The sequence below is a fragment of the Jilunia laotingensis genome (assembly GCF_014385165.1).
GTDB lineage: Bacteria > Bacteroidota > Bacteroidia > Bacteroidales > Bacteroidaceae > Bacteroides > Bacteroides laotingensis.
Genome location: NZ_JACRTF010000001.1, coordinates 4,087,829 through 4,107,591, shown reverse-complemented (window position 1 = coordinate 4,107,591; position 19,763 = coordinate 4,087,829). Strand labels below are relative to the sequence as shown.

12 protein-coding genes are annotated in these 19,763 nt (G+C 43.6%); 6 read left to right on the top strand and 6 right to left on the bottom strand.

What is annotated here, in order from left to right:
- Positions 1-118 precede the first annotated feature (118 nt).
- The 4 genes from H8744_RS16120 to H8744_RS16105 all read right to left on the bottom strand — a co-directional run bounded on the left by H8744_RS16120 (position 119) and on the right by H8744_RS16105 (position 4,308).
- Entirely contained in the window at positions 119-1,432 is a 1,314-nt protein-coding gene (locus H8744_RS16120) for a sensor histidine kinase (protein ID WP_262435824.1), read from the bottom strand.
- Positions 1,429-2,760 (bottom strand): sigma-54-dependent transcriptional regulator, encoded by a 1,332-nt coding sequence (locus H8744_RS16115; RefSeq protein WP_262435823.1) that lies wholly within the window; start codon positions 2,758-2,760, stop codon positions 1,429-1,431. The genes H8744_RS16120 and H8744_RS16115 overlap by 4 nt, the downstream gene beginning before the upstream one ends.
- 101 nt (positions 2,761-2,861) lie before the next feature.
- Positions 2,862-3,485, bottom strand: a complete 624-nt coding sequence (locus H8744_RS16110; protein ID WP_305067525.1) for a hypothetical protein — start codon at positions 3,483-3,485, stop codon at positions 2,862-2,864.
- A gap of 16 nt (positions 3,486-3,501) precedes the next feature.
- Positions 3,502-4,308, bottom strand: coding sequence for a metallophosphoesterase family protein (locus tag H8744_RS16105; RefSeq protein ID WP_439649384.1), 807 nt, complete (start codon positions 4,306-4,308; stop codon positions 3,502-3,504).
- Positions 4,309-4,773: 465 nt separating this feature from the next.
- On the opposite strand from H8744_RS16105, the gene H8744_RS16100 reads away from it, so the two are divergent.
- The 6 genes from H8744_RS16100 (at position 4,774) to cydB (ending at position 13,219) form a co-directional block, all read left to right on the top strand.
- Complete coding sequence (locus H8744_RS16100) at positions 4,774-5,451, top strand: ABC transporter ATP-binding protein (RefSeq protein WP_262435820.1); 678 nt, start codon at positions 4,774-4,776, stop codon at positions 5,449-5,451.
- A 26-nt stretch (positions 5,452-5,477) separates the two neighbouring features.
- Positions 5,478-7,811 carry an ABC transporter permease gene (locus H8744_RS16095; protein WP_262435819.1) on the top strand — a complete coding sequence of 778 codons (2,334 nt, stop codon included), beginning with the start codon at positions 5,478-5,480 and terminating at the stop codon, positions 7,809-7,811.
- A gap of 20 nt (positions 7,812-7,831) precedes the next feature.
- On the top strand, positions 7,832-10,129 hold the full coding sequence (locus H8744_RS16090; protein ID WP_262435818.1) for an ABC transporter permease: 2,298 nt from the start codon (positions 7,832-7,834) through the stop codon (positions 10,127-10,129).
- A gap of 96 nt (positions 10,130-10,225) precedes the next feature.
- Complete coding sequence (locus H8744_RS16085) at positions 10,226-10,444, top strand: DUF4492 domain-containing protein (RefSeq protein ID WP_262435817.1); 219 nt, start codon at positions 10,226-10,228, stop codon at positions 10,442-10,444.
- 43 nt (positions 10,445-10,487) lie between these two features.
- A complete protein-coding gene (locus H8744_RS16080; protein WP_262435816.1) occupies positions 10,488-12,044 on the top strand; it encodes a cytochrome ubiquinol oxidase subunit I in 1,557 nt (518 codons plus the stop codon).
- Between the two features lie 26 nt (positions 12,045-12,070).
- Positions 12,071-13,219, top strand: coding sequence for a cytochrome d ubiquinol oxidase subunit II (cydB, locus tag H8744_RS16075; protein ID WP_262435815.1), 1,149 nt, complete (start codon positions 12,071-12,073; stop codon positions 13,217-13,219).
- Positions 13,220-13,326: 107 nt separating this feature from the next.
- Here cydB and H8744_RS16070 read toward each other — a convergent pair whose 3' ends face one another.
- Together H8744_RS16070 and H8744_RS16065 are read right to left on the bottom strand one after the other, a co-directional pair.
- Positions 13,327-16,128 (bottom strand): S8 family serine peptidase, encoded by a 2,802-nt coding sequence (locus H8744_RS16070; RefSeq protein ID WP_262435814.1) that lies wholly within the window; start codon positions 16,126-16,128, stop codon positions 13,327-13,329.
- A 582-nt stretch (positions 16,129-16,710) separates the two neighbouring features.
- Complete coding sequence (locus tag H8744_RS16065) at positions 16,711-19,515, bottom strand: S8 family serine peptidase (RefSeq protein WP_262435813.1); 2,805 nt, start codon at positions 19,513-19,515, stop codon at positions 16,711-16,713.
- Between the last annotated feature and the right edge of the window lie 248 nt (positions 19,516-19,763).

The following is a 19,763-nucleotide window of genomic DNA, read 5'->3' as shown; positions in this document are numbered from 1 at the left end:
TTCACTCCGCGAAGTTACGTATTTTTAATAACAAATGGAATTTATGTTTGGATGTAATTTATGCCTGTAAAGGTGGTTAAATAGTTTAAAAATGTTATTTAGCATTCAAGACTAACGTTTATTTAAATCTTAGGATAAATGAAGTTTCCTTTCCGGGTAATAGGGTAATGCTTCCACCGGACAATCTCATGATTTGTCTGGAGATACTTAGTCCAATGCCACTTCCTCCCTCTTTGGTTGTAAAGAATGGGATAAAAATATGTTCTGCTATTTCGGGGGAAATGGTTGGTCCGTTATTTTTGACTTCGATCATTATTTCTTCATCTTCATTGCACCAGGCACGAAGAAATACCTGCCCGTCTGTTTGTTCTCCTATAGCCTGTGTTGCGTTCTTCAATAAGTTGATTACTACTTGTGAAATTAGATTCTCGTCTGCATAAAGGATAAGATCGGCAGGTGTTATTTCACTGTGGAAAGATATATTCCCAGCAGGGTTTTGATGCCGGGCAAGTTCTGTCATACGGTCGATAAAGGCTTTTACATAGAAGAGCGAAGGTTCCGGTGTGGGTATTCGTGTGAAACGCCTGTAAGATTCGACGAATGAGAGTAAACCTTTGCCTGTAGCGCTGATGGTCTGTAGTCCGCTCCGTATTTCACTGTCTGTCGTTTTTGCCAAAGAAAGAAGCGTATCGCTGAGTGATGTAATAGGGGTCACCGAATTCATAATCTCATGTGTTAACACACGGATCAAACGTATCCATGAATCGATTTCTTTTTCATCGAGTTCCGTATTGATATCATTAAGAGCGAGAATGCGAAGATGTTCCTTTCGAATGGTGATGTCCGATACACGGACAGACAAGTGAACCGTTTCTCTCTCATTGGTGAAAGTGATTTGCAATTTATCATCTGCCCGGCAAGATGAAAACGTTTCCATCAATCTTTTATCGATTCGGCTCAATTGCTGTATATGAGTGAAAACATCCAGTCCGAGAAGCCTTAAGGCTTCATTGTTTTTCTGGTAAACAGCCCCATTGTCGTTCAGCACCAGTACACCGGTATTGATGCAGTCGAGTATTAATTCGTAATATTTTTCTTGTTGGGCAGTTTCGGCTTTCACATTATATAATATATGGCTGACCCGGTTTAGTGCGCGATTGATAAGCCGGTTTTCCGTGGTACCCAAGTCTTCCGGAAACCGGAAAGCATTATCATTATTTTCAAGGGCGGCTATCATAAAGAGAACTTGTCGCGTATGCTTGCGATAAAGCTTTAATTGCCACCAGAAACTAAGTATCAATAACCAAAGACTTAATCCCATCCCGATATAAATGCCTTTGACAGCGAGCATGACAGTTGTGACGCATAAGCATAGACTTATCAGCACCCGGAACCAATAATAGTCTATTAAAAGATGATGTTTTATGTTCATAAGCCGAATTTCTTCATCTTGTTATAAAGTGTTTGCCGGGTGATGCCTAACTGGTTTGCCACGGCCGACAGGTTGCCACCACATTTCTCCAATGCTTTCTGTATCATTTTCATTTCCATCTCTTCCAGAGTGGATGCAGCGGCTTCGGGCATATCGGAGCGGCGGGGAAGTTGAAATGACTCCCCTGAAATGATGGCACCATCACTGATGATAACTGCTTTCTCAATGGCATGTTCCAGTTCACGTATGTTGCCATACCACGGGTGTGTCGTCAGTTTATCTTTGGCAGAAGGGCTGAGGGAAACGGGTGGCTTGTCATATTGTTTGCAAAAACGAGCAATGAAGCGTTCTGCCAAAGGTACAATGTCTTCTTTCCGTTCTCGTAAAGGCGGGATTTCTACATGAATGGTGTTGATACGGTAAAGTAGGTCTTCCCGGAATTCATCGCGGTTGACCATCTCTCGTAAATTACGGTTGGTGGCACAGATCAATCGGATATTAACAGAAACCGGTTCATTGCTGCCCACACGCACTACGCTCCGGCGTTGGATAGCTGTCAACAGTTTGGCTTGTAAGTGATAAGGAAGGTTCCCTATTTCGTCCAAAAAGAGAGTGCTGTGGTTGGCGGCTTCAAACTTTCCGGTACGATCAGTGTGTGCATCGGTAAATGAACCTTTCACATGGCCGAAAAGCTCACTCTCAAAAAGAGATTCGGTGATGGCACCCATGTCTACTGCGACTATCTCTTCTTGTTTTCGCGAAGATAGGGCATGTATTTCGCGTGCCAGCATTTCTTTCCCTGTACCGTTTTCACCGGTGATAAGAATGTTTACGTCCGTGCTGGCTACCTTTTCTATAAGTTGTCGTAACTGTTGCATGGCGTTACTTTCTCCCCAATACATGGCACCATCCTCTTTTTTTGCGTTTCTTTTCTTTCCGCTTTTATTTATGGAAGCTGCTGCTTGCAACGTTTCCACTAGCTTTTGGTTATCCCACGGCTTTACGACAAAATCGCTTGCTCCTTCTTTAATACCTCGCACAGCAAGGTCGATGTCTGCATAGGCTGTAAATAATACTACCGGTAAATCAGGTCGTAATTTCTTAATTTCATGCAGCCAGAAGAGTCCTTCGTTTCCATTGTTAATGCCGGAGGTAAAGTTCATATCCAATAAGATGACTTCCGGTGTTTCTTCGCGTAGTACGGTTGGGAGTGTGACGGGAGAGGATAAGGTGATTACTTTATTGAAATAGTTCTTCAATAGCAGTTGGACGGCTGTCAATACTCCTTTATTGTCGTCAACGATTAAGATGGTTCCCGGTTTATTCATATTTGATCGGATGTAAAAACGGAACAAATATATAATATGTATCGGGAACCTCCTAACGACTGTCTAATAATTAGACAATTTATAATAGTTGTATAGGCAGATTATAATAATTGCAATTTTATCCCGAAGGATAAACTGAGATAATCTTTGGGACGAAGATAGCGGTTGGTAACAGCACTGATTAGGTGAAAGTCACATGTACTCAATTCATAGAATACGGTTATGGACTTTGCTGTGTATCGTCTTTGAGGGTCGATGTCATAGGTGAGCCGTTGTCCGAGAAAGATATGTGAACGTATCCTGCTGGAGAAGCCGTAATATCCTTTGGGATAGCGATCTGGTTCGTGTACCCAGAATTGGTCGCCGAAAACGGTATTGAAATAAAGTCCGCAGGAGAGGGGTTCCGTGGAGAAACCTTTTCCCAGTTCAAGGCTCCACGGCATATAATTTTGTTTTAGAGTCATTGTAATTTTAGTGCGCTTTGACTGATATTTGGGTATAAAGCCCAAGAAGATGTCCGTTTCCCACTGATTCTTTTTGCCATAATCCCATCCTGTACCGAAAGAGAGAAGCCCCATGTTGCCTGCGAATTGGATTTTTGTATGAGTCGGGATTAACTTCTCCCAATGGCAGCGATAACGATGAACGCGCTTATCATATTTTGTGGGATGGCTGCAAATGCTGTCCTGTGCCGCAATCTCCTGCCCACACAGTATAAATAACATTCCGGCAAGTATGTATTTAATAGTAGACCACTTCATAATCATATCCTTCAGGTTTAATAGTAAATAATAGGTAACAGCGATCTTTCATGCAAGTACTTCCATAGTAAATGATGCCGTCTTCGAAAAGATCGCGGACGGTAACATTGTGGTCGTGGGCTACGGTACAGAATTGCAGTCCGGGATATTGGGTGACATAATGGTGGAATACTCTCGACACATTCCTGTTGAAAACATCCGATACCGGACTGACATGCATGCTGATTACTGTTTTCGTGAATTCCCCTTTATGCTCTTCAAATTGTGACTCCATGAAACTAAAGTTCGGTATGGGTTCGGAATAGTCGTATTCCATGGCATTTGTATTGAGGCAGATAAATTTCACATCGCCTGCGATAAAGGCGAAATTAGTGTTTCCGAATACCGCTTTGTATGTTTCTTCTCCCGTGCCGATGCAATCATGGTTTCCGATAATGACAACATACGGAACATTCAGTTTGCTCATAATATCTCTTTGCCATAAAAATTCGTTTGTAACTCCGAAATCACTCACATCACCGCCATTGATAACGAAGTCTATATCATTGCGTTTATTGATCGTTTTCACGAAATCTTCCGTTTCATCATAAAATCGTTGGGAATCACCCATTACTGCAAAGCGCAATGTCGTTTTACCTTTGCAATTGGCTTCTATTCTTTCAATATTATGAGCATTGACATCTGTTTCTCCCTTTATCCGGACATCATACGGGTGATAATCTATCATGTCGCATCCCGACAAAAGGAACAAACTTATTAGTAAAGCATACATTGTTTTATTCTTCATCATTCTAATCATATTAGTTGAAAACTCGTTGCAAAGATACAGTTTTGCCCTTTGGAAGCAATGTGATGGGAGTCGATTCAGAGTTATGGGACAATATCAAGGAAATATTGTCTAATAATTAGACGTACGGTGTCTAATTATTAGACACTTGTTTGGACTCTTTGTCTGGCTATGCTACTGTACTTTAATAGGTTACTTGTTCTGGCACAGTATCTGCATTGGGAGATGATAATTGAATATGATTTCTTAAAGATAAACTGGCTTCATGCAATGGCCAGATGGGAAGAGACGTTGTGAAACGTTTCTTCTCCAATGATACAAACTTGCATGGATCAAGCTATCTATTAAGAGACTTATTGAAATCGAATGAGAAAGATCAATTACCGCGAATGAAAATCCGGTGAACAGCATTAAGTGTAAATAAAGACAAAGAATAAAACAAGAACAGATAAATAATAAACAGTTATGATACAGATTAATGACATTAGTAAAGTATTTCGTACTTCAGAAGTAGAGACGGTAGCTTTGAATCATGTGAACCTAGATGTGAAAGAAGGTGAGTTTGTAGCCATCATGGGACCTTCAGGCTGTGGAAAATCCACATTATTAAATATTCTGGGATTATTGGACAATCCGACGGAAGGTTCATATAAGTTAATGGGTGAGGAAGTAGCCGGACTGAAAGAAAAAGAACGCACCAACGTACGTAAAGGCAAGTTAGGATTCGTTTTCCAGAGTTTTAATCTGATCGATGAATTGAACGTATATGAAAACGTCGAGCTTCCGTTGACATATCTCGGCATAAAGGCTTCCGAACGTCGCTGTATGGTGGAAGAGATGCTGAAACGCATGAATATCAGTCACCGTGCCAAGCATTTTCCTCAACAACTTTCCGGTGGTCAGCAACAGCGTGTTGCCATAGCCCGTGCTGTAGTGACTAATCCTAAATTGATTCTTGCCGATGAGCCTACAGGTAATCTGGATTCAAAGAATGGTGCGGAAGTCATGAACCTGCTGACGGAGCTGAATAAAGAAGGAACCACTATCATTATGGTGACTCATTCACAGCACGATGCAAGTTTTGCTCACCGAACGGTACATTTGTTCGATGGTAGTGTGGTAGCGAGCGTGATTAGTGAGTAGTTTTTCACTCAAAATAATTTAATGTTATGAGACAAATCTATTATAGTATCAAGACATTGCTGCATGAATGGGGCTCGAATATAGTCAGGGTGATTTCTCTCTCTTTGGGACTCACCATTGGCATTCTGTTATTCTCGCAAATAGCTTTTGAGCTTAGCTTTGAATCCTGTTATCCGGAGTCGGAACGGCTGGCAATGGTACGTTGTCTGACTACTAACCAGAATACCGGGGAGACAATGGGGGATGATGGGACAGCTTATGATTATACGGTATTCGACAAAGTTGCGGCTACATTGGCACAGGATATGCCCGGGGAGGTGGAATCGGCCACTTGCATATGCCCATTTGTGGGCTCGGATATCTTTTATGAAGACAAGTTGCTTTCGGATGTACGTTATTTATATGTAGACACTTGCTTTTTTCAGACGTTCGGTATTCCCGTACTGAAAGGGAATCCCAAGGATTTAATTATGGAAGGGAGTGTTTTCGTATCCGACCGTTTTGCAAATAAAACCTTTGGTGATGAGAATCCTATCGGTAAACATTTGTCTGCCGGAAAACAGACCGATTACATCATCCGGGGTATTTATAAAGGTATGCCCGATAATACAATACTTCAGCACGACTTTGTAGCTTCCATACACAAAGACGGTGGTTATCTGAATGGATCGGGATGGAAAGGAAACGACATATTTTGGGCCTTTCTGCGATTGCGCAATGCGGATGATGTGGATAAAGTGAACGCTAATGTACAGCGAGTGATCGAGAAGTATACTCCGGCACAGTTCGACAACTGGAAAATAGAATTCAGTGTAATTCCACTTAGGGATCGGTATACGGAATCGCCCGATGCACAGAAACGTCTGGTCATTTATGGTTTCCTTGGCTTTTCCATCTTCTTTGTAGCCATCATGAACTACATGCTTATCTCGATTGCTACCTTGAGCCGTAGAGCAAAAGGGGTAGGGGTACACAAATGCAGCGGAGCCAGTGCAAGGAATATCTTCGGCATGTTTATGGCAGAAACCGGTATTCTTTTACTGATTTCCATATTGGTATCGATATTGCTGATTATTAATGCACGCGGCATGGTCGAGGAACTGCTATCCGTGAGTTTATCATCGCTCTTTACTTGGCGAACTTTATGGGTGCCATTGCTTACTATCGTGATATTGTTTGTTTTGGCTGGTGGAATTCCGGGGAGACTATTTTCGAGGATTCCCGTCACTCAAGTATTCCGCCGTTATACCGATGGCAAGAAGGGTTGGAAGCGGTCTTTACTCTTTGTGCAGTTCATGGGAGTCTCCTTTGTAGTAGGGCTATTGTTGGTCACCCTTTTGCAATACAACCATCTGATGAGCAGGGATATGGGTATCCGGATCCCTGGATTGGTGGAGGCAGAAAGCTGGTTACCTCAAGAGATGGTAGAGAACATCAAGGATGAAATCCGTCGTCAGCCGATGGTTGAAGGAGTGACGGTATCGACACACAGTGTGCTTGGACAGTACTGGACGTGCGGTCTCATGTCTAATGACGGAAAGCGGATTGCCACGCTTAACCATAATTATTGCCATTATAATTATCCGGATGTGATGGGCATAAAGATTTTAGAAGGTTCAACTATGAAGAATCAGGGTGATTTGTTGGTAAACGAAGAATTGGTGCGCTTGATGAAATGGACGGATGGTGCCGTAGGAAAGAAACTGAATAATATGAGTAGTGGTTCTGGAATGGATGGAAGCATTGTCGGTGTATTCCGGAACATTCGTAACGAGAGCTTTTACTCCAACCAGTCACCTATTGCTTTAATAGCCGATAATAATGCGAACCATACGTTCGATGTCCGGTTAAAAGAGCCGTATGATGAGAATCTGAAGCGGCTGAACGAGTTTGTGGAACGAACTTTCCCCACCGTGGCTCTTCGTTTCATATCCGTGGATGCAATGGTGAAACAGGGATACGCGGCTGTTTACCGTTTCCGCAATTCCGTATGGATCACTTCTTGTTTCATACTTATAATCGTGATAATGGGACTGATCGGTTATGTAAACGACGAGACCGGACGGAGAAGCAAGGAGATTGCTATCCGTAAAGTGAATGGTGCCGAGGCATCGCATGTACTCCGGTTGGTATCGCGTGATATACTCTATGTCTCCGTATTCTCGATTCTGATTGGTACGGTGGTTGCATATTTCACCGGGAAGGCATGGCTCGACCAGTTTGCAGAGCAGTTTGAGATAAATCCGTTCTTATTTATAGGATCTGCTTTTGCGATACAGTTGTTGATTATCATCTGCGTTGTCTTGAAAGCATGGAAAATAGCTAATGAAAATCCGGTGAAGAGCATCAAAAGCGAGTGACGAACTAAAAATTATGTATAATGAGACATCTTTATTATGCCTTACAAGCGATTATCCGAGGAAAAGAATCGAACGTTATCAAGATTATTTCACTTACCTTAGGTGGATTCATTGGCATTCTGCTTTTAGCAAGGGTTGCCTTTGATTTAAGTTATGATAATTGTTATCCTGATATCGACCGTCTCTTTTATCTCCAGCGTCAAAGTGGAGAAAAAGGTGGAGGATGGGGCGAACCGTCCCTTTACAATTACGGCTCGATGGCAGCAGCACTGAAAGAAAATTTTCCGGAAGTGGAAAGTGCTACGATGATGAGTATACCAGAGGAAAGGACTTATATCTATGAAGATCGGAAGGCAGATAAGATGATGAGTATGTTTTGTGACGAACAATTCTTTTCGACAACGGGTATTCCCCTTTTGGAAGGTGATGAAGCTGCATTAAAGGATGTAGATGTCGCATTTGTCTCACGTTCGTTTGCACGGTGGATAAGCGGAGATCTATCAGTTGTTGGCAAAACGGTGATGTTGAAGAAGTTCGATAATGGTTATTATCCGTTTACGATCCGGGGAATCTATGAAGATATCCCCGAAAATTCGGAACTGCATTATGATGTGATTTATACCCTTCCTACTTTTTGTAAGATGTTGGGAGTGAATCGTGCCGGGTGGGGATATGATATCAGTTATCATACCTTGGTCCGTTTTCGTCAGGAGGCAAATGTCGAAAATGTGCAGGCACGTATAGGGGATATGTTGAAGAAGTACATTCCACAAGAAGGAGGAGAACATAAAGAACTGCATACATTTAAGGCTGTTCGAGGATATCATGCCGATCGTTCAGAAGTTCACCGTATGGTAAGCATTCTTTCTATCCTTGGATTTTCCATTCTATTGATAGCGGCCATGAATTATGTACTTATTTCGATATCATCACTTCACAAACGGTCGAAAGCGGTAGGAGTGCATAAATGTAGTGGGGCTTCTGGAAAAGATATATTTATGATGTTTCTTTGTGAAACAGGCATGCTTATTCTTGTTGTTTTATTGATCATAACCCTATTGATGCTGAATTTCAAGGATGAAGTGGAATATATAGCTGAGGCTTCTTTGTCTTCTTTGTTCTCTTGGGAGGTGATGTGGGTACCCGGATTGGTGATCTTGAGTGTGTTTCTGGTGGTTGCTTGTTTGCCGGGAAGCTTTTTTGCTTCTATTCCCGTTACTCAGGTGTTTCGCCGTTACTCTGAGTCCAGAGGTTTATGGAAACGTTTCCTATTATTTATTCAGTTTTTAGGAATGCCTTTCATTATGGGATTGATGATAGTTGTATTGGTGCAGTATCATTATATTGTGAACCGTGATTTAGGTTACAATCCGCGTGGCATAGTTTCTGTGTTCAATCAATTTCCCGATGCGGATGCTTTATTTCGCAACTTACCGATGATAGAGGGTTATGCCAATGGCAGTTCCATCATTTCCGGATATAGCGGAGGGGAAAACATAACTCTTGGCAACGGTAAGAATCTCAGTGTATGTTTAGGATGGTCTGATGCTCGTTTTGTCCCGTTGATGGGGATTCACATTCTTGAGGGAAGGAATTTCTCTCGGGAGGGAGAAGCGCTGGTTAATGAAGAATTTGTTCGACAAATGAACCAAGGTAATAGTCCGATAGGACAGAACTTATCTTATTTCTTAGGAGAGGCGACTATCACAGGAGTGATGAAAGATTACCCGGTAAGGAGTGCTTATTTTCCTCAAGATCCGGTAGTATTGGTGGCTTTACCCGGATGGGGACCTTGGACACTTCGGTTAAAGCCTCCTTATGATGAGAATCTGAGAACATTGAACAAGACGATGAAAGAGATGTTCCCGACAAAAGATGTTGTTTTCACCTCATTACAAAAGGGACTGGATATGCAATATGATTCGGTTCACCGTTTTCGTGATGTAGTAATATTAGCTTTCGTCTCTATCTTTTTGATCGGGTTGATCGGACTGGTAGGGTATGTCAACGATGAAATGCGTCAGCGTAGCAAAGAGATTGCCATTCGGAAAGTAAACGGTGCGGATGCATTTTCCATATTCTGGTTGTTGTCACGAAATATTATGTTGACAGCTTTTCCCGCTGTTCTGTTAGGTACGTCTGCTTCATGGTATATCGGGCAGAAATGGCTGGAGCAATTTGTCGAACAAATGCCATTCAGTCTGTGGGTCTATGCAGGTATCGCTGTAGGTGTATTGTTTGTAATTGTGGTTAGCGTAATGATACGCACTTGGTATATTATCAACGAGAATCCGGTGAACAGTATCAAAAGTGAATAATTAGTGATAGGAGTCAACTTTTTCTTACTTTTGTTTGTTATTCTTTATATAAACTGTAAATTAGCGACAGTTATCATCTTTCTACGTGCATTGTATATGAAGAATACACTTCTGAACATTTGGAACTTCTATCTGGAAGGTTTTCGCAGCATGACGCTGGGACGAACTCTTTGGCTTATAATACTTGTGAAGTTGTTTATCATGTTTTTCATCCTCAAACTGTTTTTCTTTCCGAACTTTTTAGGTAATCTGCCTACGGATAAGGATAAAAGCGATTATGTAGGCAAGGAACTGATTCACAGAGCAAGCCCCTAAAAAATCATTTCACTTATAACTAACTACTAACCACTTATAAATTATGATTGAAAGTATCGACACCTCATTGATTGATTGGTCAAGAGCCCAATTCGCAATGACAGCCATGTACCATTGGATTTTTGTTCCGCTTACCCTCGGGTTAGCTGTTGTGATGGGGATCATGGAAACACTGTATTACAAGACTGGTAATGAGTTCTGGAAGCGTACCGCTAAGTTTTGGATGAAGCTTTTCGGCATTAATTTCGCGGTCGGTGTAGCTACCGGACTGATTCTTGAATTCGAGTTTGGAACCAACTGGAGTAATTACTCTTGGTTTGTGGGCGACATTTTTGGTGCCCCGCTTGCTATAGAGGGTATTCTTGCCTTTTTCATGGAGGCGACTTTTATTGCCGTCATGTTCTTCGGCTGGGAGAAGGTGAGTAAACGTTTCCATTTGGCATCAACCTGGTTGACGGGACTTGGAGCAACGATTTCCGCTTGGTGGATTCTTGTGGCTAATGCCTGGATGCAACATCCGGTAGGAATGGAGTTCAATCCCGATACAGTTCGTAATGAGATGGTCGATTTTTGGGCGGTCGCATTGTCACCGGTGGCTGTTAATAAATTCTTCCATACGGTGCTGAGCGGATGGGTACTCGGTGGAATCTTTGTGGTAGGTGTAAGCTGCTGGTTCTTGCTGAAGAAACGCGACACGAAGTTTGCTTTGGCAAGCATCAAGATCGGGGCAATCTTCGGTTTGGTAGCTTCTCTGCTTGCTTTGTGGACGGGAGATGGTTCCGGTTATCAGATTGCACAAACGCAACCGATGAAATTGGCGGCTGTGGAAGGTTATTACGAAGGGCAGGAAGGTGCCGGATTGGTAGCCGTCGGCATGTTGAATCCTGAAAAGAAAACTTTTGATGATGGGGTGCAGCCTTTCCTTTTCCGAATCGAGGTTCCCAAACTTCTTTCACTGTTGGCTCAACGGGAGATGAATGCATTCGTGCCCGGTATTAACAATATTATTGAAGGTGGATATGTTCAGCCGGACGGCACAGTTGCTCTTTCCGCTGCCGAAAAGATAGAACGTGGACGGTCGGCCATTGCAGCACTCGATGCTTACAAAGCTGCGAAGTCCGTGGGCAATGAAGCCGATGCGCAGGTCGCATTGTCTGTTTTGAAAGAGAACGTGCCTTATTTCGGTTATGGATATATTAAAGATGTGAACGAACTGGTTCCTAATGTTCCGTTGAACTTTTATGCATTCCGCATAATGGTGATGTTGGGCGGATACTTTATACTATTCTTTATGGTTGTCCTGTTCTTTGTATATAAGAAAGATCTTACCAAAATGCGTTGGATGCAATATGTTGCTCTTTGGACAATTCCATTGGGGTATATTGCCGGTCAAGCGGGATGGGTGGTTGCCGAATGCGGCCGTCAGCCTTGGGCCATTCGCGATTTGCTTCCCACCACTGCTGCGATATCGAAATTAGATGTAGGGTCCGTACAAGCAACTTTCTTTATTTTCCTGGTACTCTTTACCATCATGTTGATTGCTGAGATCGGTATCATGTTGCGTGAGATAAAGAAAGGCCCGAAAATAGAACATCAATAATCATAAACTTGCTAATCATTACAATTATGAGTACATATATATTTCTTCAACATTATTGGTGGCTGGTAGTCTCTTTGCTGGGCGCTATACTAGTATTCTTGCTATTCGTGCAAGGTGGTAATTCTCTGCTTTTCTGTCTGGGGAAGACAGAAGAGCATCGTAAAATGATGGTCAATTCGACAGGGCGTAAATGGGAATTTACGTTTACGACATTGGTGACTTTCGGTGGCGCTTTTTTTGCTTCCTTCCCGCTGTTTTACAGTACGAGTTTCGGTGGTGCATACTGGTTATGGATGATCATTCTGTTTAGCTTCGTGTTGCAGGCGGTGAGTTATGAATTCCAGAGTAAAGCCGGAAACTTATTAGGTAAGAAAACCTATCAGACTTTTCTGGTGATTAACGGAGTCGTGGGACCTTTGTTGCTGGGCGGTGCGGTAGCTACTTTCTTTACCGGCTCCGATTTTTATATCAATAAAGCGAACATGGGTAATCCGATAATGCCGGTTATCAGTCAGTGGGGAAACGGTTGGCACGGGCTGGATGCATTGCTTAATCCGTGGAATGTCATTCTCGGCCTTGCAGTCTTTTTCCTTGCACGCATTTTAGGGGCACTTTATTTTATCAATAATATTGCCGATAGAGAACTGGTTGCCAAATGCCGCCGTTCGTTGATTGCCAATACAGCCTTGTTTTTGGTTTTCTTTTTGTCGTTTGTGGTTCGTACTCTGCTGGCTGCCGGCTATGCTGTCAATCCTGTTACAAAGGAAGTGTTTTTGGAGCCGTACAAGTATTTCACTAACTTTATCGAGATGCCGGTGGTATTGGTTATCTTCTTAATAGGTGTTGTATTGGTTTTGTTCGGTATTCTTCGGACGATTTTTAAAAAGACTTTCGACAAGGGTATCTGGTTTGCAGGTATCGGAACTATACTGACCGTATTGGCGTTATTGCTTGTTGCGGGCTATAATAACACGGCTTATTATCCCTCGTTCACAGATATACAGAGTTCGTTGACTCTAAGTAATAGTTGTTCCAGCCAGTTCACTTTGAAGACAATGGCCTACGTATCTATTCTTGTACCTTTTGTGATTGCTTATATCTTCTATGCATGGCGCAGTATCGACAATAAGAAGATCGATGCAGAGGAGATGGACGAAGGCGGGCATTCTTATTGATTGCAGGGGATCAGCCCTTTCATTTGGATAGTAAAAGAAAGGATAAGTGAACATAAAAGTCGCTTATCCTTTCTTTTTATGTATGGTTGAACGGTTCTGTGGGGATTTTAATGCTTGATTCGAATCACCTGTTTGATTACGCTGTTTCCGGTATGTACATTCAAGTAATACGTTCCGTTGGGCAGGTCGGCTACATTCATTTGCAGGAGTTCTTCCTCCGAAGTCCCGTTAACCGTGCGAACCAATCCAAAGTCATTATACAGCAGAAGTTTCACTTCGTGCAAGGAAGTGTCGTTTTCTTCCGTTTCCATCCTGCGTACGGCTATATGGTCGCCTGCCGGGCTGGAGGATGTCACCCTGTAAGTGGGGGCGGAATAAATGGTAGGGGACGTTTTTTCCGTATAGACCGATATTCCGTCTTTGTTGACGAGGTAGCTTAGCAATGTGGCCTTGGCGCAATGACTGTAGACCCAACAGGTCACTATTCCCTCGTAATCCTGGTCGGGGAGCGTCACTTTCAGCCTGTGCGGGAAATTAATGTCCGTAGCATCTATATTGGGGACCAGAGGGATTATCGGGGGCGTTACCGGAAGGAAAGGGTCTATGGGCGGATAGGACGAGAAGGTAATCGGGTGGAACTGTACGGTGTCGGGCAGTGTCGATGCTCTCATACATGCGGGCTTGACCAGCATTGAGCTGGTTATTTGGTCTTCCGAGTCGAGGGTTGCATCCGCATCCGTGCCTGAGTTCGGAGACCGTCGGCACCACCAGCGTACGATTGTCTCTTCGGGGATATCCCTCATGCTTCGGCCGTTGTTGTCTATCGGATCTGCATAGATGGCGAACCTCTTGCTTCCTCCCGGGCCTCGGGTGTCCGACAGGAAGTCCATGTCTACACCTTCCTTTTTCCGGAGAACCAGGTTTTCTCTTTTTGTATATGTCTTACCGTTGGCACGCACCACTGCTTCGATCCAATATCCGGAGGATGTCCCTTCTACCATGCTGACCCGGATGGAATCCCCTTTTTGGGAGTCGATGTCCACATTGTCCGAGACGTTCCAACTAAGAGTGGCTCCATAGGGCAGGTATCCGATTCGTTTGGCTTTCTGTCCGCAGCAGGAGATGTGGTTGCTGCCTTCTATGGTCAGCACGGAAGATATGTTTTTGGTGAATTGCTTGATTAGGGCATTGTCATAGTAAACTTTGGCCGTCAGTGTGGTGGATTTCCCGCAATCCCTGGTCAGTATTTTCGCTACCGAATCCACCGGGTTGGCCAGTGTGAAGTCGGACGAAGAAGAACTCCATACGACTTTTGCCTTGCGTGGCAAGTTATTGATCGTATAGGTAAAAGCATCTTCTTGGACGAGTGTTGATTTTTGGAATTGTATCATTCTCAGCGCATCGTATGCGTCCACTATGCCGTATCCCACTTGGTCGCTCCATCTTCCGTAAGTTGCGTTGGTGGAGAAAGTATGCCGGCTCGTTTTTTGGCAGGTCTTGCATAATATTTCCTTTAGTTGGGTTCGTGTCAGGCTGGGGTTGACAGAGAGCATCAGCGCGGCTACACCGGCCACATGGGGAGCGGAAGCGGATGTCCCCGTAACATACTCATAATCACCATTTTGCGTCGTGGTGAGGATATGTGTTCCCGGTGCTACAAGATCCAGGCCACTTCCGTAGTTTGAATCCTCCCACCGTGCCCCGTTTGACTTTGAGGCTCCCACGGTGATCACATTGGGCAGGGAAGCCGGGTATTCCAAAGTGGAGGAATTAAAATTCCCGGAGGCGGCTACGATGATGCACCCCAGTCCTCTACGGCCTTGGGTGGCTAGCTCGTTGATTTTATTTGTCAATTCTATGTCATGTTGCTCATTATTTCCCCATGAGCAGTTAATAATGTCGGCACCCGCTCTTTGGGCGTATTTCAAGGCTTCAACAATCCATTTATCATATACCACGGTGGAAGATATATTGGAATATCTGTCATAGCAAATGCGTATCGGTATAATTTTGCAATGCGGTGCCACTCCTGTAATCCCTTGGTTATTATCCAATGCGGCAATAATTCCACTGCAATTGGTTCCGTGTTTGTCACCGAATTTCGGAGAACCATTGTCACCTGGTACATTGTCTGTTACCGCATCGAAGCCCGGTAGAAGATTGGCATGAAGGTCTCTATGAGTGAGTTCCACGCCATCATCCAATACTGCAATCTTTATATCCGGTGATCCTTTGCTTATCGTCCAAGCGTCTTCGGCAAAGATACCGCTTCCCTCTGTGTTCTCCAAAGGCCATTGAGAAGATGTAGTGCTTTTTTCAATAAAGTACGCGAAATCGGGTCCTGCATAATCGACTCCCGGCTGTTTTGCCAATAAGTTGCAAACACCTATGCAGTCCGGATTTGAAATTAAAATGTAGTGTAAATAGCCGCTCTTACCATCAAAACGTGGTTCTTTTTCGATATCTCTATATTTAATTCCCAAACGGTTAAGCATATCCTCCATTTTTACACTTACATCGGTGTCCACAAACAACATGCCATATAATGCCCGAATGCCTCCTCTTTCATCATGATATACCGGGAAAGCCTCTGCTATTTCTTCTCTTTTTCCCAAGGCTGACAATTCAGCCACATTTTTGATTTTCACGAAAGAGTAGGATCCGGTACGATCGTCCAGTACGAAACTCAATGACGAGTAATGTTCTTGCAGAAAGCTTTCTTTGGCTTCTACGGTTGCCTGTTCCGTAAAACGAACATATCCCAGAGTATCTACTAACTCGTAACAACGTTCTTCACCGTATGAGTTATAGCAGGTTGAGAAATGCATTTCGTCTTCATTGCTACATCCGGCAACGATTCCTGCACTCAGTAGAAGAAATAATTTTAAAAAATTCAGTGTCTTCATCATGGTTTTTGTATTAAAATCGGTTTATAAACATACTCTCATCTGATTGGAGTTTATTGAAAGTCACAAAGGAATTTCTCTCTTTCATTCAAAGAGTAATAAATGGAATAGCGGATGGAGTTTCCCGGGTGGCAGTCTGATTTGTTAGTATAAGTGAGGTTTCAAAATAAAGGTACCCATCTTCCCTTTTGATTTATTTCTTCAAAAATACGCAATAATTAAATAAAATAGAGTATTATAAAGAAAAACATTATTGTAATTTATGATTATTAACGTTTGCGACGAGCGCGGGCAGGGGGTTGCCTTGAATCGCTTAGCGGTGAGTTTCGTCAATTTGCAGGGCATATCTGTTTGATTATGCCAATAAGTACGCCATTTCACCTGTCTCCGTGGTTGTGTCGAGATAATAGAATTCCTCTGTCATCGCCAGGGGAATGTATGCCGAAGGCTTACGGACGAAGGCGGGCATTCTTATTGATTGCAGGGGATCAGCCCTTTCATTTGGATAGTAAAAGAAAGGATAAGTGAACATAAAAGTCGCTTATCCTTTCTTTTTATGTATGGTTGAACGGTTCTGTGGGGATTTTAATGCTTGATTCGAATCACCTGTTTGATTACGCTGTTTCCGGTATGTACATTCAAGTAATACGTTCCGTTGGGCAGGTCGGCTACATTCATTTGCAGGAGTTCTTCCTCCGAAGTCCCGTTAACCGTGCGAACCAATCCAAAGTCATTATACAGCAGAAGTTTCACTTCGTGCAAGGAAGTGTCGTTTTCTTCCGTTTCCATCCTGCGTACGGCTATATGGTCGCCTGCCGGGCTGGAGGATGTCACCCTGTAAGTGGGGGCGGAATGTGTAGTAAACGACGAGTCTCCCGTGTACACCGTGGCGCCTTCCTGGTTGACCCGGTAACTCATTGCCGTGGTCGGCGTACATGGGCTGTACACCATGCATGTCACGATGCCCTCATAATCCTTGTTCGGGAATGTCACTTTCAGCCGGTGCGGGAAGTTGTACCTGACCAAATCAATGTCTAAGTCCGGGCTTATTACCGGAGGATAGGGGGTGTCAGACGCAAGGGTGGCCATGGGGCTTAATATGGGGGAATCATTGAGGTTCGTCGACGATTTTATGCAATGCATTGATATCGGTATCACCAGGGAGGAGCGATCCGTTATCAAGTCTTCCGTTTCGAGTTCCGCCTCCTCCCTTGTGGCCGAGTTTTCGGTTCGCCGGCATTTCCAATACAAGACGGTTTCTTCGGGTATGTCGTCCATGCTTTGGTTGGTGTTATCTATGATGTCGGCATAGAAAGCGAACCTCCTGCCATTCCATGGTCCTTTGGTGTCGGTCATGTATTTCAGGATGACGCTTCCCTTTTCCCGGCGAGTAAGCTCCTGTCGTTTGGTGTATGTCTTGCCGTTAGCCTGCACCACCGCTTCGATCCAATATCCGGAGGATGTCCCTTCTGCCGTGCTGACCCGGATGGAGTCCCCCTTCCGGGAGTCGATGTCCACATTGTCCGAGACGTTCCAACGGAGAGTGGCCCCGTAAGGCAGGTATCCTATACGGTGCGCTTTCAGTCCGCAACAGGAGATATGGTTGCTGCCTTCTATGGTCAGCACGGAAGATATGTTTTTGGTGAATTGCTTGATTAGGGCATTGTCATAGTAAACTTTGGCCGTCAGTGTGGTGGATTTCCCGCAATCCCTGGTCAGTATTTTCGCTACCGAATCCACCGGGTTGGTCAGTGTGAAGTCGGACGAAGAGGAACTCCATACGACTTTTGCCTTGCGTGGCAAGTTATTGATCGTATAGGTAAAAGCATCTTCTTGGACGAGTGTTGATTTTTGGAATTGTATCATTCTCAGCGCATCGTATGCGTCCACTATGCCGTATCCCACTTGGTCGCTCCATCTTCCGTAGGTTGCGTTGGTGGAGAAAGTATGCCGGCTCGTTTTTTGGCAGGTCTTGCATAATATTTCCTTTAGTTGGGTTCGTGTCAGGCTGGGGTTGACAGAGAGCATCAGCGCGGCTACACCGGCCACATGGGGAGCGGAAAAAGATGTTCCCGTGACGTGTTCATAGTAATCGTCTTTCGTAGTGGTGTATATTTGTGTTCCCGGTGCTACAAGATCCAGGTCGTTGCCGTAGTTCGAATCCTCCCACCGCGCCCCGTTTGACTTTGAGGCTCCTACGGCGATCACGTTGGGCAGAGAAGCCGGGTAATTTATGGTGGTGGAATTGAAATTGCCGGAGGAGGCTACGATGATACATCCACGGCCTCCACGGCCTTGGGTGGCTAGCTCGTTGATTTTGTCTGTTAATTCGGATTTGTGTGACTCATTATCTCCCCATGAGCAGTTGATAATGTCCGCTCCCATCCTTTCGGCATATTTCAAACCCTCGACAATCCATTCATCTCTTACTACTGTAGAAGAGGATACATTGGTAAACTTATTATAATAAATGCGTATCGGTATGATTTTGCAATGCGGTGCCACTCCCGTGATTCCTTGGTTGTTATCCACTGCTGCAATGATCCCGCTGCAATTTGTCCCGTGTGCGTCACCGTATTTCGGAGCGCCGTTCTCACCTTTTGCAATGTCTGTTACTGCATTAAAGCCTGGTAGAAGATTGGCTTTGAGGTCAGGATGGGCAAGTTCCACTCCATCGTCCAATACGGCAATTTTTATATTTGATACCCCTTTACTTATCGTCCAAGCATCTTTGGCAAAGATGCCATTTCCTTCAGTATTCTCTAAAGGCCATTGGAAAGATGTGGAGCATTTTTCAATAAAGTATGTAAAATCGGGTTCAGCGTAATTTACTCCCGGTTGCTTTGCCAATAAGTTACAAATCCCTATGCAGTCTGGATTAGAAATTAGAATCCTGTGGAAGTAGTGATCTTTCCCATCGGAACTTTGTTCGGTTCTGATATCTCTGTATTTAATTCCAAAACGGTTAAGCAGATCTTCTATTTTTTTTAAACTTTTATCTGTGTTCACAAATAGCATACCATACAAAGCAAGTATTGATTTTTTGTCACTTAAGTATACAGGGAAAGCCTCTGCTATTTCTTCTCTTTTTTCCAAGGCTGACAATTCAGCCACATTTTTGATTTTCACGAAAGAGTAGGATCCTGAACGATCGTCCAGTACGAAACTCAATGACGAATAATGTTCTTGCAGAAAGCGTTCTTTGGCTTCTACGGTTGCCTGTTCCGTAAAACGAACGTATCCCAGAGTATCTACTAACTCATAACAACGCTCTTCACCGTATGTGGTATAGCAGGTCGAGAAATGCACTTCATCCTCATTGCTACATCCGGCAACGATTCCTGCACTCAGTAGAAGAAATAATTTTAAAAAATTCAGTGTCTTCATCATGGTTTTTGTATTAAAATCGGTTTATAAACATACTCTCATCTGATTGGAGTTTATTGAAAGTCACAAAGGAATTTCTCTCTTTCATTCAAAGAGTAATAAATGGAATAGCGGATGGAGTTTCCCGGGTGGCAGTCTGATTTGTTAGTATAAGTGAGGTTTCAAAATAAAGGTACCCATCTTCCCTTTTGATTTATTTCTTCAAAAATACGCAATAATTAATTAAAATAGAGCTTTATAAAGAAAGATAT

Excerpts from the sequence above, each read along its gene's own strand:
- H8744_RS16085 (WP_262435817.1), top strand. The coding sequence starts at position 10,226 with ATGAAGAATACACTTCTGAACATTTGGAACTTCTATCTGGAAGGTTTT.
- H8744_RS16090 (WP_262435818.1), top strand. The coding sequence starts at position 7,832 with ATGAGACATCTTTATTATGCCTTACAAGCGATTATCCGAGGAAAAGAA.
- H8744_RS16065 (WP_262435813.1), bottom strand. The coding sequence starts at position 19,515 with ATGATGAAGACACTGAATTTTTTAAAATTATTTCTTCTACTGAGTGCA.
- H8744_RS16080 (WP_262435816.1), top strand. The coding sequence starts at position 10,488 with ATGATTGAAAGTATCGACACCTCATTGATTGATTGGTCAAGAGCCCAA.
- H8744_RS16110 (WP_305067525.1), bottom strand. The coding sequence starts at position 3,485 with ATGTTATTTATACTGTGTGGGCAGGAGATTGCGGCACAGGACAGCATT.
- H8744_RS16120 (WP_262435824.1), bottom strand. The coding sequence starts at position 1,432 with ATGAACATAAAACATCATCTTTTAATAGACTATTATTGGTTCCGGGTG.
- H8744_RS16095 (WP_262435819.1), top strand. The coding sequence starts at position 5,478 with ATGAGACAAATCTATTATAGTATCAAGACATTGCTGCATGAATGGGGC.
- H8744_RS16115 (WP_262435823.1), bottom strand. The coding sequence starts at position 2,760 with ATGAATAAACCGGGAACCATCTTAATCGTTGACGACAATAAAGGAGTA.
- H8744_RS16070 (WP_262435814.1), bottom strand. The coding sequence starts at position 16,128 with ATGATGAAGACACTGAATTTTTTAAAATTATTTCTTCTACTGAGTGCA.
- cydB (WP_262435815.1), top strand. The coding sequence starts at position 12,071 with ATGAGTACATATATATTTCTTCAACATTATTGGTGGCTGGTAGTCTCT.
- H8744_RS16105 (WP_439649384.1), bottom strand. The coding sequence starts at position 4,308 with ATGAAGAATAAAACAATGTATGCTTTACTAATAAGTTTGTTCCTTTTG.
- H8744_RS16100 (WP_262435820.1), top strand. The coding sequence starts at position 4,774 with ATGATACAGATTAATGACATTAGTAAAGTATTTCGTACTTCAGAAGTA.